This window comes from Hamadaea flava (assembly GCF_024172085.1).
Lineage (GTDB): Bacteria > Actinomycetota > Actinomycetes > Mycobacteriales > Micromonosporaceae > Hamadaea > Hamadaea flava.
The window spans coordinates 3169532-3192082 of sequence record NZ_JAMZDZ010000001.1; the positions used below are offsets into that span (position 1 = coordinate 3169532).

A 22551-nucleotide genomic window follows, 5' to 3' on the forward strand; every position below is an offset into this window, starting at 1 on the left:
CCGGCCCGCTTACGAGCTTTCCTTCTGCTCCAGGCCCACGGCGTCGCGCAGCTCGATGACGTCCTGCTTCAACGGCCGCTCGGTCGGGTCGTCCGGCGCCAGGTGGGTCATCAGGTTGGCCAGCGCCTCGGCGATCGCGTTGAGCTTGTGCTGGACCGCGTTGTTCTCCCGGGACTGGGTGTTCTGGAGCAGGGCGACCAGGAGGAACGTGATGATCGTGGTGGCGGTGTTGATCACCAGCTGCCAGGTGTCGACGTTCTGGAAGAGGAAGAACGACGGCGCCCAGATGATCACGAGCAGCACACAGATGGCGAAGAACCAGGCGCGCGAGACGAACCGCTCGGCCGCGGTCGCGAACCGGTCGAACGGGCTCACATAGGACGTCACCTGGCTCGGCATCGTCGGCTCGGCGTCGGGCTTTCGCGCCGTACGCTCGGAGGCGTCGTCCTCCCCGTGGGCGCCGTTATTCCGCGTGTCGGGCATGACCGGGCTCTACCCCGATCGGCGAGCCCGGCAAACCCGGCTATGCCAGTGGGTCGATCGACTCCAGCGCCTCGGCCGCGCTCTCGGGGTCGCCGTCCCGCAACGCCGACAACGCCTTGCGGGCGGCCGACTCCAGCTGATCCATCCGCTCCGCCTGCTGCTGGAGGAGCACGTTCTTCGCCCACATCTCGACGAACACCGAGACCTTCGCCCGCAGGATCCACGGATCGAACGGCTTCGTCAGGTAGTCGACCGCGCCGGCGGCGTACCCCCGCAGGGCCAGCCGGGCGTCCCGGTCGGCCGCGGTGAGGAAGATGATCGGGATCTGCCGGGTCCGATCGCGGCTCTTCACATGCGTCGCCGTCTCGAACCCGTCCATCCCGGGCATGTGCGCGTCCAGCAGGATCAACGCGAAGTCGTCCAGCAGCAGCTGCTTGAGCGCCGCCTCACCGCTGGCCACCGCCACCGTCACCAGCGGCATCCCCTGCAGGATGGCCTGCAAGGCGATCAGGTTGTCGTTGCGGTCGTCGACGAGCAGCACCTTCGCCGGCTGATCACCCGGCGGCCGTGCGATCGTCCGGCTCATTCGCTCTCCTTCCGCGGGCCGACCCACGTCCCCATCAGCTCGAGCAGCTCGTCGAGGTCGACCGGCTTGGTGATGTAATCGCTCGCGCCCGCCGCCACGGCCGCCTCCCGATCGCCCGGCATCGCCTTGGCGGTCAGGAAGACCACCGGCAGATCGGCGAGTCTCGGATTCCGCCGGATGATCCGGGTCGTCTCGTACCCGTCCTGGCCCGGCATCATCGCGTCCATCAGGACGATGTCGATCTCGGGGTGCCCGGCCAGCAGGCGTACGCCGTCGGAGCCGTTGTCGGCGTAGAGGACCCGCATGCCGTGCAACTCCAACGCACTGGTCAGGGCGAACACGTTGCGGACGTCGTCGTCGACGATGAGCACCGTCGTGCCGTCGAGCCGGACGCTGCCACGCTCGCCACCGGACGGGCGCTTCAGCAGGAAACGGCTGGACGGCAACGGCTCGGGCACCGGGGTGATCACCGGCCGCGCCGGGATCGTCAGCGCCGGCCGTGCCGGGGCCACCGGAGCGCGGTCCACGCGGCCCGCGAGGAACGAGCCGGGCAGCAGCAAGGTGAACACCGATCCCTCGCCGGGCGTCGACGACACGGTGATGACGCCGCCGAGCAGCCGGGCGAGTTCCCGGCTGATCGACAGGCCCAGCCCGGTGCCGCCGTAGCGCCGGCTGGTCGTGCCGTCGGCCTGCTTGAACTCGTCGAAGATGACGGCGACCTTGTCCGGCGCGATGCCGATGCCGGTGTCGCTGACCCGGAAGGCCACCACCGACGGCGCGGCGGCCAACGTGGGCTCCTCGTACTCGGTCTCGTGGGCGAGGCCGATCTCCAGCCGGACGATGCCGCTGTCGGTGAACTTGACCGCGTTCGACATGAGGTTGCGCAGGATCTGCTGGAGCCGCTGGGCGTCGGTCACCATGCCGTCCGGCATCTCCGGCGCGACCTCGACCTCCAGCTGGAGCGCCTTCTCCTCGGTCTGCGGCCGGAACGCCTGCTCGGCGTACGCGCAGATCTCGGAGAACGCCACCTGGCCGAAGTCGACGTCCATCCGGCCGGCCTCGATCTTGGACAGGTCGAGGATGTCGTCGATGAGCGCCATCAGGTCCGACCCGGCGTTGTGGATGGTGCGGGCGAACTCGATCTGCTTGTCGGTCAGGTTGTCCTCGGAGTTGTCGGCCAGCAACCGGGCCAGCAGCAACAGCGAGTTGAGCGGCGTACGCAGCTCGTGGCTCATGTTGGCCAGGAATTCCGACTTGTACTGCGAGGCGGCCGCCAGCTGCTGGGCCTTCTCCTCCAGGCCGAGCCGGGCGAGTTCGATCTCCCGGTTCTTGATCTCGATGTTGCGGTTCTGCTCGGACAGCTGAGCCGCCTTCTCCTCCAGCTCGGCGTTGGTCCGCTGCAACTCGGCCGACTGCTCGCGCAGCTCGTGCGCCAGCCGCTGAGACTGGTCCAGCAGTTCCTCCGTACGCCGGTTGGCCCGGATCGTGTTGAGCGCGACGCCGATGGTGGCGACCAGTCGATCGAGGAACTCCAGGTGCAGTGTGGAGAACGCCGTCGCACTGCCGAACTCGATCACGCCGAGCAGCGAGCCCTCGAAGAGCACCGGGACGATGACGAGGTCGCGTACCGGGATGAAGGCGGTGCCGGAGGCGATCGCCTGCCCCTCCGCTCCGGACACACTGCTGACCCGGATGGTCCGGAGATCGGCGGCGGACTGGCCGATGAGGCCCTCGCCGATGTCGAACGTGGCGTCCTCGCCGCCCGGGCCCAACCCGTACGCCGACACCCGGCGCAACGGCCGAGCGCCGTCCGGCTCGAAGAGGAAGAACGCCCCGAGGTGCGCCTCCACCAGCGGCGTGACCTCACGCATCAGCATCCGGCAGACCTCGGTCAGGTCCCGCTGCCCCTGGAGCAGCGCGCCGGTCCGGGCCAGGTTCGAGTCGAGCCAGCCCTGATCGGCGTTCTCCTTGGTGGTCTCGCCGAGCGTGATGATCATCTGGTTGATGTTGTCCTTGAGCTCGGCCACCTCGCCCTGCGCCTGGACGGCGATCCGCTGGGTCAGGTCGCCCGTCGTCACCGCCGTGGACACCTGGGCGATCGCGCGCAGCTGCGTGGTCAGCGTCGAGGCGAGCTGGTTGACGTTCTCCGTGAGGTCTTTCCACGTGCCGGAGACGCCGAGCACCTGAGCCTGGCCGCCGAGCTTGCCCTCGGTGCCGACCTCGCGGGCGACTCGGGTCACCTCGTCGGCGAAACTCGACAGCTGATCCACCATCGTGTTCACAGTGCTCTTCAGCTCGAGAATCTCACCCCGGGCGTCCACTGTGATCTTCTGCTTGAGGTCGCCCTTCGCGACCGAGGTGGTCACCTGGGCGATGTTGCGGACCTGGGCGGTCAGGTTGGACGCCATGAAGTTCACGTTGTCGGTCAGGTCGCGCCAGGTCCCGGAGACACCGCGCACCTGGGCCTGGCCGCCGAGCTTGCCCTCGGTGCCGACCTCGCGGGCGACTCGCGTCACCTCGTCGGCGAAACTCGACAGCTGATCCACCATCGTGTTCACGGTGTCCTTCAGCTCCAGGATCTCGCCTTGCGCCACGACGGTGATCTTCTGCGACAGGTCGCCCTTCGCCACGGCCGTCGCGACCTGGGCGATGTTTCGCACCTGGGCGGTCAGGTTGGACGCCATGAAGTTCACGTTGTCGGTCAGGTCGCGCCAGGTCCCGGCGACTCCGCGCACCTGAGCCTGGCCGCCGAGCTTGCCTTCCGAACCCACCTCACGCGCAACCCGCGTCACCTCGTCGGCGAAACTCGACAGCTGATCCACCATCGTGTTCACAGTGCTCTTCAGCTCGAGAATCTCACCCCGAGCGTCCACTGTGATCTTCTGCGACAGGTCACCCTGCGCCACCGCCGTCGTCACCTGCGCGATGTTCCGCACCTGCGCCGTCAGATTCCCCGCCAGCTGATTCACGTTCTCCGTCAGGTCACGCCACGTACCCGACACCCCACGCACCTGAGCCTGACCGCCCAGCTTGCCTTCCGAACCCACCTCACGCGCAACCCGCGTCACCTCGTCGGCGAAACTCGACAGCTGATCCACCATCGTGTTCACAGTGCTCTTCAGCTCGAGAATCTCACCCCGAGCGTCCACTGTGATCTTCTGCGACAGGTCACCCTGCGCCACCGCCGTCGTCACCTGCGCGATGTTCCGCACCTGCGCCGTCAGATTCCCCGCCAGCTGATTCACGTTCTCCGTCAGGTCACGCCACGTACCCGACACCCCACGCACCTGAGCCTGACCGCCCAGCTTGCCTTCCGAACCCACCTCACGCGCAACCCGCGTCACCTCGTCGGCGAAACTCGACAGCTGATCCACCATCGTGTTCACAGTGTTCTTGAGTTCCAGGATCTCCCCCTGGGCCACCACGGTGATCTTCTGCGACAGGTCGCCCTGCGCCACCGCCGTGGAGACCTGGGAGATGTTGCGGACCTGCGCGGTCAGGTTCGACGCCATGTTGTTCACGGCGTCGGTGAGGTCTTTCCAGGTCCCGGCGACGTTGGGCACCTCGGCCTGGCCGCCGAGGATGCCCTCGGTGCCGACCTCGCGGGCCACCCGGGTCACCTGCTCGGCGAACACCCGCAGGGTGATGATCAGCGAGTTGATCGTGTCGGCCAGGTCGGCGACCTCGCCGCCGGCCGCGATGGTGATCTTCTGCGACAGGTCGCCCTGGGCGATCGCCGTGGTCACGGAGGAGATCGACCGCACCTGGTTGGTCAGGTTGGACGCCATCAGGTTCACGTTGTCGGTGAGGTCACGCCAGGTGCCGGAGACGCCCCGGACGTCGGCCTGACCGCCCAGCTTGCCCTCGGTGCCGACCTCGCGGGCCACCCGGGTCACCTCGGCGGCGAAGCTCGACAGCTGGCTCACCATCTTGTTCACCGTGCGGCCGATGGTCGCGAACTCGCCTCGCAACGGGCGCCCGTCGATGTCGAGCGTCATGTTCTGGGAGAGGTCGCCCTCGGCGACGGCCACGATCACGCGGGCGATCTCGGCCGTCGGCCGGCCGAGGTCGTCGATCAGGTTGTTGATCGCGGTGATGCCCTCGGCCCAGTCGCCCTCGAAGGTCTCCTCGTCGAGTCGCTCGGTGACTCGACCTTCGCGTCCGACAACGCGCGAAATGCGCAGAAGCTCCCGATTCTGCCGAGCGAGTAACCCGGCCACGTCGTTGAAGGCGTCAGCCGCTTCACCGGCCTTGCCCGGCAATCGGGGCAGCCGGCCCTCGAAACTGCCCTGCTGCACTTCACGAAGGGCGGCGGCGAACTGCGCCCAGGCGGCCTCGTCGTCGAATCCAGCGACGACCGACGCCTCTTCCTGCACCGTCATGGCTTCGTCCCTCCCCGGTGTCCAACCCGGCCAAGGCATCGCAACAGTATCGATGCCTCACCTGCAATCCTCGTGCATTCGCCGGGACGGAGCCAAGTCCTTGGCTGGCCGACGCTGCTCATTCAGGCGACACTACAACCGTGCCAGGTGTGGAAACGCAGTCGGACGCGCTGCGATCGGTCGAAGATCTGCTGGCGGTTCAGCGCCCGGAGGGGTCCGGGCGCAGCGCCCGCCACTTCGCCCAGCAGCTCCTGCGCCTCCTGCTGCCCCGGCTCGCCACGCCCGGGGTGAGCGTCGAAGTCGACCGCGCGGACGGGCGTGGCGCGATCACGCTAGCGGCGGCCGGGCGGCCGCCCGGCGAGCCGAGCGCCGCGCTGCGCGTACCACTGGAATTGACGCCGCCCTGGACCGGCGACATCCTGATCGCGCCGAACGAGCCCGCCGAGACACGGACCCTGTGCCGCCTGGCCGCCCAGCGGCTGGGCACGGTACTGGAGCACGAGCGCCTGCGCGAGGCCGACCTGCGGCGGCGCGAGTGGCTCACCTACCTGGTGGAGGTCGGCGACCTGCTGGCGCATTCGATCGATACCACACTCACCGAGGCGTTGATCCCGCGGCTCATCGTCCCCCGGCTGGGTGACTGGTGCGCGCTGCTGACCATCTCCGGCGGCCGGCCGCAGGTCGCCGCGGTCGCCCACGTCGAGGAGACGGCCGCCTCCAACATGCTGTCGCCGCACCACGAGCTGGGCCGGCGGCTGACCTCGGACGAGCTGGCGGAGGCGGTCGAGACCGGCGCCACCACGGCGCTGTCCGATCCACCGGCCTGCCTGGTGGTGCCGCTGCTCGCGCACGGCCGGCTGCTCGGCGCGCTGGCCGTCGGCCACGCCACCACGCCTGACGCCGAGACCGTCACGATCGCGGAGGAAGTGGCCCGGCGCGCGGCGACCGCCCTGGACAACGCCCACGTCCACGACGAACGCAGCCAGGTCGCCCGCATCCTCCAGGAAGCCCTGCTCCCGGGCGACCTGCCCAAGCTGCCCGGCGTCGACATCGGCGCCCGCTACCTGCCCACCGGCCATTACGCCGAGGTCGGCGGCGACATGTACGACGTCATCCCGCTGCCCGGCGGCGGCTGCCTAGCGGTCGTCTGCGACGTCGCGGGCAAGGGCATCCAGGCGGCCAGCGCCACCGGCATCGTCCGCGAGGTGCTGCGCGCGCTGATCGCCGACGGCAAGCCGGTCGGCGAGGCGCTCGCCGGACTCAACACCACGATGCACGCCCGCTCCGACCGCCACTGCACCCTCGCGCTGGCGGAGATCGCGCCGGCCGGTGACGACCACGGCGATCGCGCGGTCACGGTCTATCTCGCCGGTCACGACCAGCCCATATTGGTACGCGCGGACGGCGCGGTCGCGTCCGCCGGCAAATGGGGGACGGCCCTGGGCGTGGTGGCTCGCGTCCACTGTCCACCCGAACGGCTGACCCTGCACCCCGGCGACGCGCTCGTCTTCTTCACCGACGGCCTCACCGAACGCCGCAGCGGCCGGGAGTTCTTCGGCCTGCACCGTATGCTGGACGCCGCCGCGCAACTCGCCGGCAATCCGGCCGACGTCATCGCCGACGGGCTGGCGACGATGGCGCTCAACTTCTCCGCCGAACCGGTACGCGATGACATCACGGTCGTAGCGATCCGCAACGACGGCTGACACACTCAAGTGTCAGTGGGAATTCGGGTGGCCTTGATCGGGAGGTGCGTGGTTGGCGACGCACACCGCGCGCGTGGTGGGCGACGACTGTGTCGTCACCTTGTCCGGGGAGATCGACATGTCGAACTCCAGCGAAGTCGAGACCTGGCTGAACGAAGCCATCGAGCGCAACGGCTGCAGCCGGCTCGAAGTGGACCTCGGCCCGCTGGACTTCCTCGACTCCTTCGGCATACGGGCGCTGCTCCGCGGCCGGGAACGAGCTGACTCCGCCGGGGTGGCGTACCGGCTGACGAACCCGAACGCGCTGGTCGAACGAATCCTGCGAACCCTAGGCCTCTACGACCACCTCGCCACCTGGTAAAACGCCGCCCGCCCCCAGGCTCAGCCGTCCGCCGTCCGCCGTCCGCCGTCCGCCGTCCGCCGTCCGCCGTCCGCGCTCGGCCTCGCTGCTTTCCGCTCGGCCTCGCTGCTTTCCGCTCGGCCTCGCTGCTTTCCGCGCGATCATGAACTAATGGTCGTGATCAACCGGCGTGTCGCGTCCCGGAGACCCTGATCAGCCCCCCAACGGAATGATCGACTTCCGCCCTGACGGTGGGGTCGGGTCCCCGGCCGTGGGGTCGGTTCCCGAAGTCGGGGCGGGGAGTCGGCGCGTCGCGTCGGGGCCGGCGAGGGCCGACTGGGCGTCCCGCGGTCAGCCGAAGACGCCGATGATCTTCCAGCCCTCGTCGGGGAAACCGGCGCGCAGCGCCGTCCGGTCGGAGGCGACGTTCGCCGGGTCGTGAAGGTAGATCGGCACCGCCCCGGCGGCCAGGATCCATCGCGCGGCCTGCGCGACCAGGCGCGCGGCCAGCCCCTGCCCCCGGTACGCCTCCTCGGTGCCGACCGAGATCTCCATCCCGGCCGCGTTGTGCCGCTTGATCCCGACGCCGGCGGCGTACGCGCCGTTCTCGGCGAACGCGATCAAGGCGTCGCCACCGAACGGGTGCAGCCACAGCGGGACACGGGGATCGGTGATCGGCACCCATTCGCCCGCGTCGGGAAGGGCGGCCGGCTCGGTGGACCACCGGAACACTCCCGCGAAGGCGCGGGCGTCAGGCCGACCGAGCGCTGCCGGGAGGCGGCTGTCCACTTCGGCCCAGTCGCGTACGCCGGACCGCACCGCGTCGGCCAGATCAGGTGGGACCGACAACACCCCGCCGTCGGGCGTACGCACGCCGACGACCTCGCGCACGGAACCGTCCCAGCCGGGCTGCGTACGCAGCGCGCTGCCGACGATCGTCAATCCCGGGGTGCCGGGCCACTCGCCCAGCCACTCGGTGAGGAACTTCTCCAGCCCACCCGTGCCGCTCATCTTCACCTCACCGTTATTCCCCGATCGAGCCCGCCGTAGTGCTCTAGGATCAGTCGTCGTGACCACCGAGCTGCACGGCGTACCAACTATGATCGTTTCGCCTGAGGGGCCGCCCTTCACCGGGGAGGTCGATGTGACCGACCTCATCGGCGACGCCTTCGGTTGTGCCGCTGAGCTGGTCGTTCTGCCCGCGGACCGGCTTCCGGCCGAGTTTTTCACCCTGCGGAGCGGCATCGCCGGCGCGATCGCCCAGAAGTTCGTGAACTACCACATCCGGCTCGTGATCATCGGCGACATCTCCGAGCACGTCGAGCGCAGCACCGCGCTGCGGGACTTCGTCGTGGAGACCAACCGCGGCCGGCAGCTCTGGTTCCTGCCGACCTTGGCCGATCTGGAGACGCGCCTGGCCGGTTCCGCTTCCGCTGGAGCGCCCGACCGGCATCACTGACGGCCCGTGCGCCGCGCCGACCGCGGGTAGGCTCCCGCCATGCCCGTGCTGGAGATCCGCACCTATCGCCTCAAGCCTGGTACGCGAGACGAGTTCGTCCGCGTGATGCGGGAGGAGTCGGCGCCGCTGCTGGCCGCGGCCGGCATCCGCGTCCTCGACGCCGGACCGTCACTTGTGGACGAAGACGGTTTCGAGGAGGCGTACCTGGTGCGGGTGTTCGACTCGCTCGACCACCGGGACGCCCAGGAGGAAGCCTTCTACGGGTCGGCAGTCTGGCGCGAAGGGCCCCGCGAGGCCATCGTCTCCCGGATCGAGACCTATCACACGATCGTCGTCGAGGTCCCCGAGGCCGTCATCGCGAACTGGCGACCGGCAGCGCCGTGATCCGGGCCGCCAGCTGCGGCAACACGACACCGAGAGGTGCGTCGACCCGGAGGTCGGCGTACGCGTCTCCGCGGGTCTCGCCCTGGTTGACGATCGCCACCGGAATGCCCAGCTTCGCCGCACGCAGCACGAACCGGCGACCGGACATGACCGTCAACGACGACCCCAGCACGAGCAGCAGGCGCGCGCCTTCGACGAGCGCGTAGCTGTCGCGTACGCGGTCGACGGGGACGGCTTCGCCGAAGAAGACGACGTCGGGCTTGAGGACGCCGCCGAGACAAGTCGTGCAGTCCACCGGAAGGAAGCCGTCGAGGGCGGAGTCGTCGAGGTCGACGTCGCCGTCCGGATTCACCGCGAGGATCTCCGCGTCGAACCCGGGATTCGCCACACGCAGCCGGTCGTCGTGCCGGTCGCGAGGGGTGCCCTCACCGCAGGCGAGGCAGACGATGCGGTCGAGGTTGCCGTGCAGTTCGATGACGGACCGGGCACCGCCCGCCTGGTGAAGTCCGTCGACGTTCTGCGTCACGATCCCGTCGAGTACGCCCGACGCCTCCAGCGCGGCGACCGCCCGGTGCCCCACGTTCGGCTCCGCTCGGGCGATCTGCCGCCACCCCAGATGGCTCCGCGCCCAATAGCGGCGCCGGGCGAGCGGATCGCCGACGAACGTCTGATACGTCATCGGCGTATGCCGTCGCGCCACGCCACTCGGTCCGCGATAGTCGGGTATGCCCGATTCGGTGGACAGCCCGGCGCCGCTGAGCGCGACGACGGCACCCTCCCCGGCGAGACGGGCGAGGGCGTCCAGCTGAGCATCGATCACGCATCCATGCTGCCTCGCCGTACGCCGAACCGCACCCATCCCCGTTGATCATTCCGCTAGGGAGTTGATCAGGGTGCTGCGGACACGACACGCCGGTTGATCACGACCGATAGTTCATGATCGCGCGGAAAGGACGGGGCGCGGGCGAGCAGGGTTAGAGGGTGGCGCGGAGGTCTTTGCGCAGGATCTTGCCGGACGCGCTCTTCGGGATCGCGTCGACGAACGTGACCGCTCGCACCTTCTTGTAGGGCGCGACGCGACCGGACACGTACTCGATGACGTCGGACGCGGTCAGGGCGGAGCCGGTAGCGGCGACGACGAAGGCGTGCGGGATCTCTTCGCCGTCGGCGTCGTGCCCGGCGATCACGGCCGCGTCGGCGATCCCGGGGTGATTGAGCAACACCGCTTCCAGTTCGGCGGGCGGCACCTGGTAGCCCTTGTACTTGATCAGCTCCTTGACCCGGTCGAGGATGTACCAGTCGCCGTCGGCGTCGACCATGCCCAGGTCGCCGGTGTGCAGCCAGCCGTCGGCGTCGATGGTGGCCGCGGTCTCGTCGGGGCGGCCGAGGTAGCCCAGCATCACCTGCGGGCCCCGGATCAGCAGTTCGCCGCTCTCCCCCACGCCGGCGTCCGTGCCGGTCGCGACGTCGACGACGCGCGCCTCGGTGTTCGGCAGCAGCGGGCCGATCGAGCCGGCCTTGTTCTGCTGTGCCCCGTAGGGCTGGGCGTGGGTGACCGGGGACAGCTCGGTCATGCCGTAGCCCTGCTGGACCGCGCAGCCGAGCCGGGCGGCGCAGGCGGCGGCGAGGTCGCCGTCGAGCGGGGCCGCGCCGGAGAAGACCACGTCCAGAGCGGAGAGGTCGTAGTCGGCGACGCTGGGGTGCTTGGCGAGCGCCAGGACCACCGGCGGCGCGACCATCGCCCGGGTGACCTTGTGGGCTGCGAGGGCGCCGAGGAACTCCGCGAGGTCGAAGCGCGGCAGGATCACCAGTGCGCCGCCCCGGGCCAGCACCATGTTCATCAGCACGGTCAGGCCGTAGATGTGGAAGAACGGCAGGATCGCGATCACGCGGTCGTCATCGGCGTAGCTGATCGGCACTTGCGCCTGCTCGACGTTGGCCACGATGTTCCGGTGGGTGAGCATGACGCCCTTGGCCACGCCGGTCGTGCCGCTGGAGTAGGGCAGGGTCGCGACGGCGGTGGCCGGGTCGAGGTCCACCACCGGCGCCGGTGCCGTCGAGGCGAGCAGCTCGCTCACCGACCGGTAGCCCTCCGCCTGGTCGCAGACGAAGACGGGGATCTGCGTCTGCGACGCTGTCACCCGGTCCAGGAACGGCGACACCGTCACGAGGAACCGCGCCTTCGAGTCGTGCAGCTGCGAGGCCAGGTCGGTCGGCGTCGCGAGGGCGTTCACCGTGGTCACGGTCGCGCCGGCGGCCAGCGCCGCGTGGAACACGACCGGGTACAGCAGCGTGTTGGGGCTGAAGATCGCCAGCACGTCCCCGGGGCGCAGGCCCGCCTCGGCCAGCCCGGCCGACAGCCGCTCCACCTGGTACGCCAGGTGCGCGTACGTGACGGTCTGCCCGGTCCGGCCGTCGATGAGCGCCGGAGCGTCCCCCCGTGCGGCAGCGCCGCCGAGGACGTGCTGCGGGATGGTGGCGTCCGGAACGGCGACGTCGGGGAACGGACTGCGGAACATCGAGCCCTCCAAGGGAAGTGACGTGCGCCACAGGGTACCCGTTCCCCGAGCCACCTGGTAGATCAATTGATCAACCGGTGAACGGCGTGAGGAGGTGTGTGAAGTCCCAGGTGTTCTGGACGATTCCGGAGCAGGTGTTGGAGTCGGTCACGCCGGGGCAGCCGCCGTTGTCCCGCTGGATCGCCCACATCGACAGTTCGCCGATTCCGTTGGCGCGCGCGAAGTCCAGCATGCGCTGGGCGTCCGGGAGGTAGGTGATCTCGGTCTTCTTCGGGTAGTCGTCGATGCCGGGCAGCAGCGTCAGCCCGACCATCGCCCACAGCTGCGCCGGGGTCTTGGCCGGATACAGGGTGTGGAGCTGGTTGTAGAGGCCCTGGGCGGCGCTGAGCGCGGCGGCGCCCATGTCGGTGGTGACCTTGTCGTAGTAGTCGAAGACCATCAGGTTCACGACGTCGACGCGTACGCCGTTGGCCAGGGCGTTCTGCAGGATCGCCAGCCCGGACGGTTCGAGTCCGGTCACCGAGGTGGGCACGGTGTAGACGATGTCGACCCGGCGACCGGTCGCCGCCGCCCAGTCCTGGAGCAGCTTGATCGCCTTGTTCCGGCGGTCGATGCCGTCGGCCTTGGTCAGCGACCGGCCTTCGATGTCCATGTCGAGGCGGGTCACCCCGAGCCTGACGACCACGTCCTCGTACGCCGCCGCGATGGCGGCCGGGTCCTGGCAGGAGTCGCCGATCTCGGTGCCGCCCTGGTCGGCGCTCCAGCCGCCGAACGAGGCCACCACGTCACCGCCGAGCGCTCGCAGCGCGGCGATGTCGTCCACATAGGCGTTGGAGGCGACCGTACGCGCCTTCTCGCCGTTCCAGGCGAGCGTGCACGACGTCCTCGACAGCGTTTCAAGGAAGGCCAGCGTGAAGTAGCGCGCACCGGACTGTTGCGCCATCCCGGCCAGGGTTTCCGGCTGCCAGGTTTCGAAGTAGGGGGCGAAGACGCGGGCCGGCAGCGCTGTGGGCGCGGCCGCCGCCGGGCTGGGCAGGACGAGCAGGGCCGCTGCCGCAGCAGCCGCGAGGAGACGTCGGGCCATCGGGGATCGCCTTTCTGTCGCGAGATTGTAAGAAAGCCTTACTATCCACTCGCGACCGGTCAAGACGGCCGAACGGCGGCGCTCATGTCACGGCAGTGACACGTTTCGAAGCAGCGATACACACCAGGCGAAGTGGCCGTCCTGACCCGTCTCGTCGTACGCCGTCGCGCCGATCAGCGCGTAGTACGCCTGATACAGCCGCAGCAGCTCCGGTGCGTATCCGAGACGGGTGGTCACGAGGGCGGTCATCGCCGCGGCCTGCTCGGTGGCGGCCGGGCCGTACATGTCGAAGAAGACCGCGAAGGTGGCCGCGTCGAACGCCGGATCACCGGCGGTGCTGAGGAAGCCCCAATCCAGGAGCCCGCTGATGTCTCCGGCCGAGTCCACGAGGACGTTCGGCCGGCAGAGGTCGCCGTGGACGGCGCGCTCGGCTTCCGGCGCCAGGTCGGGCAGCGTTGCGGCCACCCGCTCGGCCATGGCGTCCACAATGGGCAATGCGGCCCGCAGCACCTGATGATCCTTGGCCAGCCGGAGTTCCAGCAGGTTCACCAGGGAGGCTCGCCAGGTGTCAGCCGTCCACAGTGGCGTACGGGTGCCGAAGACCGGCAGCGCCCGAGCGGCCGGACCGGTCGCAGCGGCGGCCAGCGCCGCCAGCACCGTCACCGCACGCTCACGCTGCTGCGCCAGGTCGAGTCCGGACGAGGACAACGGAACGCCGGTGAGTTCGCGCTCGATGGTGACGACCTGACCGTCCCGCTCCACGATGTCGAGGATCTCCGGCGTCGCGAACGGCAACGACAGCTCGGCGTAGAACTCCGCGAGCGGCCGGAGCTGCGCGGCGTCCCGGGTGAACCACGCCTTGGCGATCCGGCTGCCAGGCAGGCGGTAGACCACGCCCTCCATCCCCCGGCCGATCTCCTCCAGCGCACCGAGGTCGAGGGCGGAGCGATCGGTCACGCCGAGGCCAGCAGGTCGTCGCGGGAGACGAACTCCATGCGCGTACTCGGGATGGTGCAGGCGAACGCGCCCGCCACCGCGCCGTAGCGCAGACAGGTGTCCCAGTCGGCGCCGTCCAGCAACCCGAACAAGAAACCTGTGACGAAGGCGTCGCCCGCGCCGTTCGAGTCCACGACCGGAGCCGGCGGAACCAGTGCGGGCTGATGGCGTACCCGTTGGGAATCCCGGGTGAGCAGGAACGCGCCCGCGGATCCGGCGGTCGCGATCACCGCGCGTGCCCGGCCCCGCGAGAGCAGCTCGCGCATCGCGGACTCGTGGTCCGCGAGCGCCGCGGCCGAGACGAAGACGACGTCCGCGTGCTCGGCGAAGCCCAGGTGGTAGGGGTTCTCCCCGTCCCAGTTGTGCAGGTCGGTGGAGATCGTCGCGCCACTGGCGACGATCGCGGGCAAGGCCTGCGCACCCGGATGCGTGATCGACACATGCGCATGGCGACTCACCCCGGCCAGCTTCGCCACCAGGTCCTCCGGGAAGCGGTCGTCGGCGTCGCCCCGGCTCACGTCGTAGAGCGACAACCGCCGCCCCACCGGGTCGACGAGATTGACCGCCCGCTTGGTCCCGGCCGCGGTGGGCACGACCGTGAACCCTACTCCATGGCGTTCGTGCAGGTCACGCACGAGGTCTCCCTCGCGATCCGCGCCCAGCACGTCGAGATGATGAGTACGCAGTCCCAGCGCGTGAAGTCCCAGAGCGACGAAGTCCCCCGTCTGCCCGGGGCGGGCCTGAATGGCCGGCACCATGTAGCTGTCGGCGTACGGAAGGGGCAGTTCGGGCACGTAGACGATGGTGTCGACACCTGCGCCACCGAGGACGAGCACGTCGTAGTCGGTCACTTTCACAGTCCTTCGAAGGATGCGGCATAACGGAACACGCCCGGCATCGGCGCGTCCGCCGTGAGCGGCCGGACCTGGAAGTACTCGCCCCAGTCGGGCTCGGGCGGAGTGATCTCGAAGTCGGTCGACCGCCGGAAGCCGAACCGGCCGTAGAAGGCGGGCGAGCCGAGGAGCGCGACGAGGGGTTCGTCGAGGGCGTCGGCCGCCCCGAGCACGGCGTGCACCAGCGCCTGGCCGATGCCCCGGCCCTGCCGATCCGGGCGTACGCCGATCGGGCCGAGCCCCAGCACCGGAAGGTCGCCGTGGTCACCCGTCACCCGGCCGCGGGTGCAGACGACGTACCCGACGACCTCGTCTCCGTCGACCGCCACCAGGGACAGGCGGGGCAGCCAACCGGCGTCTTCACGCAGCTCGTCCAGTAGCCTCGCCTCGATCGGATCACCGCCGTCGCGGGTGAACGCCGCAGCGATCACGGCGCGTACGGCGGCCTGGTCAGCGGGCAGTTCCCGGCGAACGATCATGCGACCATCATGCCGCGACCGTCCAACGAGATTGTCGCCCCCACCCGATAGGCTCATCGGACCATAGCGCTGTATCAATGGGGGGCGTAGTGCTGATCACGCGAGACGGTGACTTCTGCCAGGTCGACTTCGACTGGCGCGACGACGATCCCGAGCGCCCCGCGCACGACGTCCTGGTCCGCCTGATCGGCGCGACCGACTACGCGCACGACGACGGGGACCTGACGGCATACCTGATGGAGCGGGGCGACGACGGCGTGTGGCGGCTCTCCCTGCGGCTGCCGGCCGGATTCCGCACCTCCTACCAGTTCTGTCCGGTACGCGACGAGCCGCTGCGCGGCGGGCATCCCGACGACGACCGGTGGGCCGCGATCCTCACCGGCGGCCATCCCGATCCCGGCCACGGCGCGGGCATCGGCCCGTCGACGTGGCCGAACCACGGACAGGCGTCGGTGCTGAGCCTCCCCGACGCCCCGGCGCAGCCCTGGGTGGAACCAAGCGACGCGCCCTGCGGCACCCTCACCCGGCACACCCTCGGCGACTCCGCGATCTGGGTGTACGCCCCGGCGGTCAGCGCGGCCGAGTACGCGCTGGCGGTGTTGTTCGACGGCAAGGTGTGGGACGGCATCGGCGTCACCACGGTCTTCGACAATCTGCACGCGGCCGGAGCCATCCCGCCGACCGTCGTCGTCGGCGTCGACTCGATCCACGGCCTGCCGCGCAACCAGGCGCTCACGCGGCCAGGCGTCCTGACACCGTTCCTGCTCGACGAGATCCTGCCGTTCGTCCACAAGGGATGGCCGGTCGGCGCCGACCCGGCACGGACCGTGCTGGCCGGGCAGAGTCTCGGCGGGCTCGCCGCCGTCCGGATCGGCTTCGACCACCCCGACCGGTTCGGCCGCGTCCTGACCCAGTCCGGTTCGTTCTGGCGGTCGGCCGACACCCCCGACGAGATCGACTCGCCCGCCCTCTTCGACGCGTACGCCGACGCGGACCGCGTACCGCTGCGGATCTTCCAGGAGGCGGGCAGTCTGGAGCGGACTCTGTTGACCCGCAACCGGATCTTCCACGGCATCCTGCTGGACCGTGGCATCCCGGTGACCTACCGGGAGTACCAGGGCGGCCACGACTACGCGTGCTGGCGCGGCGGGCTGGCCGACGGGCTCATCGATCTCCTCGGCGGGCCGGTCGCGCTTCCCGCGGAGTGACAACGGGGCATCGCCGGGCAGCTGAGTCCTCTACGATCCGCGGCCATGACGATGCCGCCGCCTCCGGAGACTCCGCAGGAGCCGCCGACCGGATGGACGCCGCCCGGCCAGCCCGGATATCCGCAGCCCCAATACCCGACGGCACCGCCGCTCCCGCCGCACCAACAGTATCCGCAGCAGGCTTTTCCGCAGCAGCAGTTCCCGCCGCAGCAGGGTCATCCGGCGCCGCCGTTCCAGCAGCAACCGCCGTTCCAGCAGCAACCGCCGTTTCAACCGCAGCCGACTCCGGGGGCGTCGCCCACTCCGCCGCCCGCCGCGCCGGCCGGGCCGCGCAAGCGCCGCACCGGACTGATCGTCACGATCGTCGGCGTGGTGCTCGTGCTGTGCTGCGGTGTGACCGGAGGCGGCGGCTGGTGGGCGTACTCGAAGTATCAGCAGGGCGCGGACGACAGCGAGATGAGTGCCATCGCCGTCAGCGTCCACGGCTACGAGTACGACGAGCACAAGGCGATTCTGTCGCTGGGCGGCAGCGGCTCGGTGACCATCGACTACTACGACGGCGTCACCAAGCACTCCGTCACGACGGACTTGCCGTGGCAGAAGACCGTGACGGTCGCCAAGAGCGACTTCCTCGTCTGGATGCGATCGACCGCCGACTCGGCGGGCAACCCGCAACGGTGCACCATCGAAGTCGACGGCAGCCCGGCGACCGTGAGCGGCCAGGACAGCGGAAAGCGGGTCGCCTGCGCGGTCTCGTTCAGCTCCTGACGACGGCGGTGATCTCCACTTCCAGCACCGCACCGGGCAGGAAGAGTCGGCTCACCTCGACCGTGGTGCTCGCCGGAGGCGTCTGACCGGACTCGACCGGGAAGTGCTTCCGGCGCACCGCCCCGTACGCCGGGAGGTCGTCCAGGCTGGTCATGAAGGTGCGGATGTGCGCCACGTCGGCGAAACCCGCGCCATGGGCGGCCAGTACCCCCTCGATGATCTCGAAGATGCGCTCGGACTGGGCCCCGGCGTCGCCGGGTGCGACCACCGCGCCGTCATCGTCGACGGCCACCTGACCGGCGAGGAAGAGCAGCGCGCCGCCGCCGACGTCGAGCCGGGCGACGTGGGCGAACCGGTCGCCGAACGGGGCGGCGACGGCGGCGGGGTTGTCGAGGGTGAGGTTCACTTCTGCTCCTGCATCGTTAGCTGCAGATCACGGTTACGCAGGCAACCATCGCCGGTTGAGGCCTGCGTATCCCTGATCTGCTGGTAAATGGGGAAAGGTCAGACGATGGCGGTGACGTTGGCGTCCTGATCTGCGATCTCCGCGAGCCGCTCCAGCGCGGCCGCGGCGACGGGCGTACCGGGGGCGTCCCGTTGGGCGAGCCGGAGATCCTTGGCCGCCAACGAGATCGCGAAGTTCCCGCCCGCGGTACGCAACCGTTGCACCGCCCCGCCGAGCGGCCCACCGGCCAGCACGTCGAGCGCCACGTCGCGGTCGACGCCGACCGAGTCGGCCACGGTCAGGCTGTCGTGCAACGCCGCCAGCGCGGTCACCATCGCCGTGTTGTTGACGAGTTTCACCGCCGACCCAGTGCCGATCGGGCCGGTGGGGCGTACCTTGCCGAGCGGGCGCAGCACCGGCTCGGCCGCGGCGACCGTGTCCGCCGACCCGCCCGCGAAGACGACCAGCGTCCCGGCTTCGACCGCGTTGACGCTGCCGCCGACGGGGGCGTCGAGGAGGCCGACGCCGGCTGGGAGGCGGCCCGCGATCTCGCGTACCTCGTCGGGGCCGATCGTCGACGTCTGCACCACGATCGTGCCCGGCCGCAGGCTCGGGGCCGCCGCGTCCAGCGCCGCCCGCACAGCGGTGGCGTCGGTCAGCATCGTGACGACGAAGTCGGCCCCATCGACCGCCTCGGCCGGCGTCGCGGCGATCTTCGCCCCGTCCGCCGCCAGCGGCTCGGCCCGTTCGGGACTCCGGTTCCACACCCGCACCCGGTGGCCCGCCCCGATCAGGCGGCGCGCCATCGGCGTACCCATGCGGCCGGTGCCCAGCACTGCGATCTCGCTCATGACCTTGACGCTAGGCGGGGCACAGCCATGCCGCCAACGAATCTCCGGAATACGACCCATGCGCGGATAGCATGGATGAGTGGAGACCCAACTGCTCGAGGTATTCCGGACCGTGGCCCGGCTGAAGTCGATCACGGCGGCGGCGCAGTCCCTGCGCTACACGCAGTCGGCCGTTTCCCGGCAGATCGCCGCGCTGGAGGCGGAGCTGGGCGTACGCGTCTTCGACCGGCTGCCGCGCGGCGTCGAGCTGACCGCCGAGGGCCGGGAGTTCCAGCCGTACGCCGAAGCCGTGCTCGACCGCCTGGCGGCGGCCCGGCGCGGGCTGGACGATCTGCGCGGGCTCGGCAGCGGCCGCCTGCGCGTGGGTGCCTTCCCGACCGCGGTCGCCGCCCTCGTCCCCCGGGCCTTGGCGGGCTTCCGGACGGCGTACCCGAACGTTCGCCTGTCGCTTGTGGAGGGCCTGACCCCCCGCCTGCTGGATCGGCTCGCGGCCGGGGACGCCGACGTGGCCGTGGTGAGCACGTCGCCGGTCGACGAGTTCGAGACCGAGCGCTTCGAGCTGCACCACCTGCTCGACGAACGCCTGCTCGTCGCGGTCCCCCGCGATCATCGGCTGGCCCGCCGCCGCACGGTACGCCTCGCTGAGCTGGCCGAGGACGCGTTCATCGCCGGCTCCGCGACCGCCGAGAACACCCTGCTGCGCGCGAGCCTGCCCAGCGGGTTCGAGCCGCGGATCGACATCGTGGCGGCCGAGTGGACGGGCAAGTTCGGCTGCGTGGCCGCCGGGCTCGGGGTGGCGCTCGTGCCGGCCTTGGCCACGCGGAGCATCCCGGCCGACATCACGCTGTTGCGCCTGGACAAAAAGGACGAATCAGTCCGGCAGATCTACGCCGCGACCCTCGCCGGGCGGACGCGCCCACCAGCGGTGGTGCGCTTCCTCGACCACCTCGACGAGGTCGCGGCGACGTTCCGTTAATACTCGGACAAATGCACGTGATTCGTGTGCTCGGCGGCCGGACTGCCGCTGCCGCTGTAGGTTCGCCAACCCGAGCTGGGCAGCCAGATCTTGCGGAACCAGATCACGTAGAGGACGCCGAGCCGATCGGCGTTCTTGACGAAGAACGCGGCGAGGTTGTTCCCGTATGTCTTGTCGGCCCCGCTGGCGACTCCGCCGAAACCGCTCTTCGCGGCGGCGAAGTCGCAGGCCCGGCCTTTCGGGTGTTCACCGTGATCGTCGACGCGGTAGCAGGAGACGTAGTGGTTGAAGCCGGCCGCTTTGGCCTGCTGCAAGGCATGCAGCGTACGCGGGGTGATGCAGCCGCTGGTGGTGGGATCGTCGACGGAGCACGACTCCTTGGGCCACGATCCGTCCGAGTTGCGCGGCGCCGGTTTCGCCGTCTTCACCAGACCTGTCGGGCCGCTCGTCGAGGTGCCGTAGCCCGCCGCGGTCAATGCGTCCTCGGCCTGCTTCTTGCGCGCGGCCATGATCGCGACCTGCTTCTTCTGCTGGTCGATCTCCTCGGCCAAGGTCGCCTTCGCCGCGGTCACCCGGTCCCGGGCTCGAACCATGTCCCGTAATGTGCCGTCTTCGTTGGCCGTGACGGCGTTCAGGGTGAACACGCGCTCCACGAAGTCGTCCGGCGACTCGGCGCCGAGCAGCGCGGAGACGGTGCCGAGCCGGCCCGCCTGGTACGCCGCGGCCGCCATCGCGCGCACCTTCGTGACCTTGTCGGCGTGATCGGCTTCCAGCTTGGTGAGTTCGCCGGTGAGCTGGGTCTGCCGCTGTGTCGAGCGGTCGAGCGCGGTCTTCGCGTCGAGGTAGCCACGGCTGGCCTCGTCCAGCGCCTTGCGCAACTTCGCGGACGCGCCTTCGGAGTCGCTCGGCTCGGCATAGCCGGGCGTCGAGCCGACCGCGAAGACCGCCGAGAACATCACGGCGAGTAACGCGAAGACTATGGATCGTCGTCGAGCCGGGGTCGTCAGCCTCATCTGGGGGATCGGTCCTTCCGTCTCCGCCGGCCGACTCCCCAGCTGCTCATCCAGGCGTGAGCAGCACATCATCGAATGGTTCGACGGCGGCAGCCACCGCCGACACAGGGGGTGTCGCCTGACGGCGGCCGTGACCGAGGGTACCGGGCAACCGCCGAAGGCTCCACCCGAAAGCGTCAGCTCACATCAGTGTGAACGTCAGCTCACCAGCCCGTTGAAGAAATCGCCGACCCCGTTGGCCATGTCGAGCAGAACCTCTCCGATGCTCTTGACCAGGTTCGCGGCCGCGGACGGGCGGTACGCGACGAAGAAGATCAAGAAGGCGATCGCGATCCAGCTCAGGTACTTCTTCACGAACCTGGCCTCCCTTCGATAGCGGAACGCGATCGACCAATGTCACCGCGTCACTACCCACTATGACTCAGTCGAAAGATCTTCGCACCCGACCGATGAGTCTGCATCGCCGGATCGGTCTAACCAAGCAGAAAACCCAAAGCCGTGGTGTCGAGAATCCGCCATTGACTTCGACCCGGATTCGCCAGACGACACGCGAACGCTGTAGGAGCACGAAATGAACCGGATCGCCACGAACGCCCGACAGTCCACTCTCGACGGGGATCTGCGCCGTCGCGTCACCGGCACGGTGCACACGCCCGGCAGTGCGGCGTACGAGGCGCTGAGACGGCCGCTGCGGGCCGATCTCGACCCACGCCCATCCGTAGTAGTGGAAGCCGCCAACGTCGCCGACATTCGCTCCTCGCTCCTCGCAGCGCGGCAGCATGGCGTACCGCTGGCGGTCCAGGCGACGGGCCACGGCACGCACGTCGCCGCGGACGACGCCGTGCTGCTCAAGACCACTGGAATGACGTCGGTGCTGGTAGACCCGGCTCGACGGATCGCCCGCGTCGGCCCCGGCACGCGCTGGAGCGAGGTGCTCACGGCCGCGGCGCCGTTCGGTCTCGCGCCCCTGTCGGGCAGCTCGCCCACCGTGGGTGTCACGGGCTACACGCTGGGCGGCGGAGTGGGCTGGCTCGCGCGCCGCTTCGGTTTCGCCTCCGACAGCGTGGTACGCGCACAGGTGCTGACGGCCGACGGACGGCTGCTGACCACCGGACCGGATCAGTACCCGGACCTGTTCTGGGCGCTGCGCGGGGGCGGCGGCGGTTTCGGCATCGTCACCTCGCTGGAGTTCCAGCTCTACCCAGTCGACCAGGTCACCGCCGGATTCCTTTATGTACCCCTTTCGGGGGAGACGATCGCCTGCTATGAGACCTGGGCCTCGACCCTGCCCGACGAGCTGAGCACCGCCCTGGTCGTACGCCGCATGCCGGCCACCGACGACGTGCCGGCGGCGCTCCGCGATCGCAGCGTGATCATGCTGAAGGTGCTGCACTCCGGGGATCCCGCGCAGACCCGGTGCCTCCTGGCGCCGATGCTCGCGGCGGCCGGACCCGTTCTGCACGACGAGCTACGCGTCCTGCCGTACGCCCAAGCCGCGATGGGCGGCACCGCCGCTCGCCACCTCGACTTCTTCCCGGCCCTGCCGAGCGCGGCGATCGACGAGCTGCTCGCCGTCCACCACGCGACCGGGTCCACCGTGGAGATCCGCCACTGGGGCGGCGCGATGGCCGACCCCGGCCCGGACGCCGGCCCCGCCGGCCACCGGGAGGCGCCGTTCTCCGTGATCCTCGACACGCCGCAGCCCGACACCGCCGCCCGGCTGGCCGCGTACGGGATCGGCGGGACGTTCCTCAACTTCCTCGCCGACACCGGGCGTACCGCGACCGCCTTCTCCGCCGAGAACCTGCGGCGGTTGCGGGACGTGAAGCGGTTCTACGATCCCGAGAACTTCTTCCGCCTCGGCCACACCGTCACCGCCCCGGCGGACCACCCCCTCCGCCGCGCCGCCTGACTCCGATCACCACGGCAGCACCCATGATCAGCGGAGGTTTCGCGGTGCCATAACCCCACGAGACTTC

22 protein-coding genes are annotated in these 22551 nt (G+C 69.8%); 8 read left to right on the forward strand and 14 right to left on the reverse strand.

Annotation, left to right across the window (positions count from 1 at the left end; genetic code table 11):
- Positions 1–9 precede the first annotated feature (9 nt).
- From HDA40_RS14865 to HDA40_RS14875, 3 genes are read right to left on the reverse strand one after another with little or no spacing between them, the layout of a single operon-like run.
- Positions 10–483 carry a low affinity iron permease family protein gene (locus tag HDA40_RS14865; RefSeq protein ID WP_253756095.1) on the reverse strand — a complete coding sequence of 158 codons (474 nt, stop codon included), beginning with the start codon at positions 481–483 and terminating at the stop codon, positions 10–12.
- Positions 484–523: 40 nt separating this feature from the next.
- A complete protein-coding gene (locus HDA40_RS14870; protein WP_253756097.1) occupies positions 524–1069 on the reverse strand; it encodes a response regulator in 546 nt (181 codons plus the stop codon).
- Positions 1066–5451 (reverse strand): HAMP domain-containing protein, encoded by a 4386-nt coding sequence (locus HDA40_RS14875; RefSeq protein WP_253756099.1) that lies wholly within the window; start codon positions 5449–5451, stop codon positions 1066–1068. Before HDA40_RS14875 ends, HDA40_RS14870 begins: the two co-directional genes overlap by 4 nt.
- Before the next feature lie 140 nt (positions 5452–5591).
- On the opposite strand from HDA40_RS14875, the gene HDA40_RS14880 reads away from it, so the two are divergent.
- Together HDA40_RS14880 and HDA40_RS14885 are read left to right on the forward strand one after the other, a co-directional pair.
- Positions 5592–7157 (forward strand): PP2C family protein-serine/threonine phosphatase, encoded by a 1566-nt coding sequence (locus HDA40_RS14880; protein ID WP_253756101.1) that lies wholly within the window; start codon positions 5592–5594, stop codon positions 7155–7157.
- A 52-nt stretch (positions 7158–7209) separates the two neighbouring features.
- Complete coding sequence (locus HDA40_RS14885; protein WP_253756104.1) at positions 7210–7518, forward strand: STAS domain-containing protein; 309 nt, start codon at positions 7210–7212, stop codon at positions 7516–7518.
- Between the two features lie 330 nt (positions 7519–7848).
- Here HDA40_RS14885 and HDA40_RS14890 read toward each other — a convergent pair whose 3' ends face one another.
- Complete coding sequence (locus HDA40_RS14890; protein ID WP_253756105.1) at positions 7849–8508, reverse strand: GNAT family N-acetyltransferase; 660 nt, start codon at positions 8506–8508, stop codon at positions 7849–7851.
- A gap of 58 nt (positions 8509–8566) precedes the next feature.
- Between HDA40_RS14890 and HDA40_RS14895 the strand changes: the two genes are divergently transcribed.
- Both HDA40_RS14895 and HDA40_RS14900 read left to right on the forward strand, forming a co-directional pair.
- Positions 8567–8956, forward strand: a complete 390-nt coding sequence (locus HDA40_RS14895) for a DUF4180 domain-containing protein (protein WP_253756108.1) — start codon at positions 8567–8569, stop codon at positions 8954–8956.
- 39 nt (positions 8957–8995) lie between these two features.
- On the forward strand, positions 8996–9340 hold the full coding sequence (locus tag HDA40_RS14900) for an NIPSNAP family protein (protein WP_253756110.1): 345 nt from the start codon (positions 8996–8998) through the stop codon (positions 9338–9340).
- On the opposite strand, the gene HDA40_RS14905 is transcribed toward HDA40_RS14900, so the two are convergent.
- From HDA40_RS14905 to HDA40_RS14930, 6 genes are all read right to left on the reverse strand, one after another.
- The gene (locus HDA40_RS14905) at positions 9309–10199 is read right to left on the reverse strand and encodes an NAD-dependent protein deacetylase (RefSeq protein WP_253756111.1); all 891 of its coding nucleotides are present in this window, start codon (positions 10197–10199) and stop codon (positions 9309–9311) included. The two genes, HDA40_RS14900 and HDA40_RS14905, sit on opposite strands and share 32 nt — an antisense overlap.
- 115 nt (positions 10200–10314) lie before the next feature.
- Positions 10315–11859: a 4-coumarate--CoA ligase family protein gene (locus HDA40_RS14910; protein WP_253756113.1), complete on the reverse strand. Its 1545-nt coding sequence runs from the start codon at positions 11857–11859 to the stop codon at positions 10315–10317.
- Positions 11860–11929: 70 nt separating this feature from the next.
- Positions 11930–12943, reverse strand: coding sequence for a chitinase (locus HDA40_RS14915; RefSeq protein WP_253756115.1), 1014 nt, complete (start codon positions 12941–12943; stop codon positions 11930–11932).
- A gap of 87 nt (positions 12944–13030) precedes the next feature.
- Positions 13031–13900 (reverse strand): aminoglycoside phosphotransferase family protein, encoded by an 870-nt coding sequence (locus HDA40_RS14920; RefSeq protein ID WP_253756117.1) that lies wholly within the window; start codon positions 13898–13900, stop codon positions 13031–13033.
- Positions 13897–14790, reverse strand: coding sequence for an adenosine kinase (locus HDA40_RS14925; protein ID WP_253756119.1), 894 nt, complete (start codon positions 14788–14790; stop codon positions 13897–13899). Before HDA40_RS14925 ends, HDA40_RS14920 begins: the two co-directional genes overlap by 4 nt.
- A 2-nt stretch (positions 14791–14792) precedes the next feature.
- Positions 14793–15311, reverse strand: a complete 519-nt coding sequence (locus tag HDA40_RS14930; protein WP_253756121.1) for a GNAT family N-acetyltransferase — start codon at positions 15309–15311, stop codon at positions 14793–14795.
- A gap of 89 nt (positions 15312–15400) precedes the next feature.
- Between HDA40_RS14930 and HDA40_RS14935 the strand changes: the two genes are divergently transcribed.
- Together HDA40_RS14935 and HDA40_RS14940 are read left to right on the forward strand one after the other, a co-directional pair.
- Entirely contained in the window at positions 15401–16519 is a 1119-nt protein-coding gene (locus tag HDA40_RS14935) for an alpha/beta hydrolase-fold protein (protein ID WP_253756123.1), read from the forward strand.
- A gap of 45 nt (positions 16520–16564) precedes the next feature.
- Positions 16565–17287, forward strand: a complete 723-nt coding sequence (locus HDA40_RS14940) for a hypothetical protein (protein ID WP_253756125.1) — start codon at positions 16565–16567, stop codon at positions 17285–17287.
- On the opposite strand, the gene HDA40_RS14945 is transcribed toward HDA40_RS14940, so the two are convergent.
- Positions 17277–17693: a RidA family protein gene (locus HDA40_RS14945; RefSeq protein ID WP_253756127.1), complete on the reverse strand. Its 417-nt coding sequence runs from the start codon at positions 17691–17693 to the stop codon at positions 17277–17279. The genes HDA40_RS14940 and HDA40_RS14945 overlap by 11 nt on opposite strands.
- 98 nt (positions 17694–17791) lie before the next feature.
- On the reverse strand, positions 17792–18583 hold the full coding sequence (locus HDA40_RS14950; protein WP_253756129.1) for an NAD(P)-dependent oxidoreductase: 792 nt from the start codon (positions 18581–18583) through the stop codon (positions 17792–17794).
- 79 nt (positions 18584–18662) lie between these two features.
- Between HDA40_RS14950 and HDA40_RS14955 the strand changes: the two genes are divergently transcribed.
- Positions 18663–19559, forward strand: coding sequence for a LysR family transcriptional regulator (locus HDA40_RS14955; RefSeq protein ID WP_253756131.1), 897 nt, complete (start codon positions 18663–18665; stop codon positions 19557–19559).
- On the opposite strand, the gene HDA40_RS14960 is transcribed toward HDA40_RS14955, so the two are convergent.
- Complete coding sequence (locus HDA40_RS14960) at positions 19556–20572, reverse strand: coiled-coil domain-containing protein (RefSeq protein WP_253756133.1); 1017 nt, start codon at positions 20570–20572, stop codon at positions 19556–19558. The two genes, HDA40_RS14955 and HDA40_RS14960, sit on opposite strands and share 4 nt — an antisense overlap.
- 198 nt (positions 20573–20770) lie before the next feature.
- A complete protein-coding gene (locus HDA40_RS14965; RefSeq protein ID WP_253756135.1) occupies positions 20771–20926 on the reverse strand; it encodes a hypothetical protein in 156 nt (51 codons plus the stop codon).
- A gap of 217 nt (positions 20927–21143) precedes the next feature.
- Between HDA40_RS14965 and HDA40_RS14970 the strand changes: the two genes are divergently transcribed.
- Complete coding sequence (locus HDA40_RS14970) at positions 21144–22484, forward strand: FAD-binding oxidoreductase (RefSeq protein WP_253756137.1); 1341 nt, start codon at positions 21144–21146, stop codon at positions 22482–22484.
- The last annotated feature ends 67 nt before the right edge of the window (positions 22485–22551 follow it).

Coding starts and splice junctions, on each gene's coding strand:
- HDA40_RS14940 (WP_253756125.1), top strand. CDS start 16,565: ATGACGATGCCGCCGCCTCCGGAGACTCCGCAGGAGCCGCCGACCGGA.
- HDA40_RS14890 (WP_253756105.1), bottom strand. CDS start 8,508: ATGAGCGGCACGGGTGGGCTGGAGAAGTTCCTCACCGAGTGGCTGGGC.
- HDA40_RS14905 (WP_253756111.1), bottom strand. CDS start 10,199: ATGGGTGCGGTTCGGCGTACGGCGAGGCAGCATGGATGCGTGATCGAT.
- HDA40_RS14875 (WP_253756099.1), bottom strand. CDS start 5,451: ATGACGGTGCAGGAAGAGGCGTCGGTCGTCGCTGGATTCGACGACGAG.
- HDA40_RS14960 (WP_253756133.1), bottom strand. CDS start 20,572: ATGAGGCTGACGACCCCGGCTCGACGACGATCCATAGTCTTCGCGTTA.
- HDA40_RS14915 (WP_253756115.1), bottom strand. CDS start 12,943: ATGGCCCGACGTCTCCTCGCGGCTGCTGCGGCAGCGGCCCTGCTCGTC.
- HDA40_RS14970 (WP_253756137.1), top strand. CDS start 21,144: ATGAACCGGATCGCCACGAACGCCCGACAGTCCACTCTCGACGGGGAT.
- HDA40_RS14910 (WP_253756113.1), bottom strand. CDS start 11,859: ATGTTCCGCAGTCCGTTCCCCGACGTCGCCGTTCCGGACGCCACCATC.
- HDA40_RS14900 (WP_253756110.1), top strand. CDS start 8,996: ATGCCCGTGCTGGAGATCCGCACCTATCGCCTCAAGCCTGGTACGCGA.
- HDA40_RS14930 (WP_253756121.1), bottom strand. CDS start 15,311: ATGATCGTTCGCCGGGAACTGCCCGCTGACCAGGCCGCCGTACGCGCC.
- HDA40_RS14865 (WP_253756095.1), bottom strand. CDS start 483: ATGCCCGACACGCGGAATAACGGCGCCCACGGGGAGGACGACGCCTCC.
- HDA40_RS14870 (WP_253756097.1), bottom strand. CDS start 1,069: ATGAGCCGGACGATCGCACGGCCGCCGGGTGATCAGCCGGCGAAGGTG.
- HDA40_RS14950 (WP_253756129.1), bottom strand. CDS start 18,583: ATGAGCGAGATCGCAGTGCTGGGCACCGGCCGCATGGGTACGCCGATG.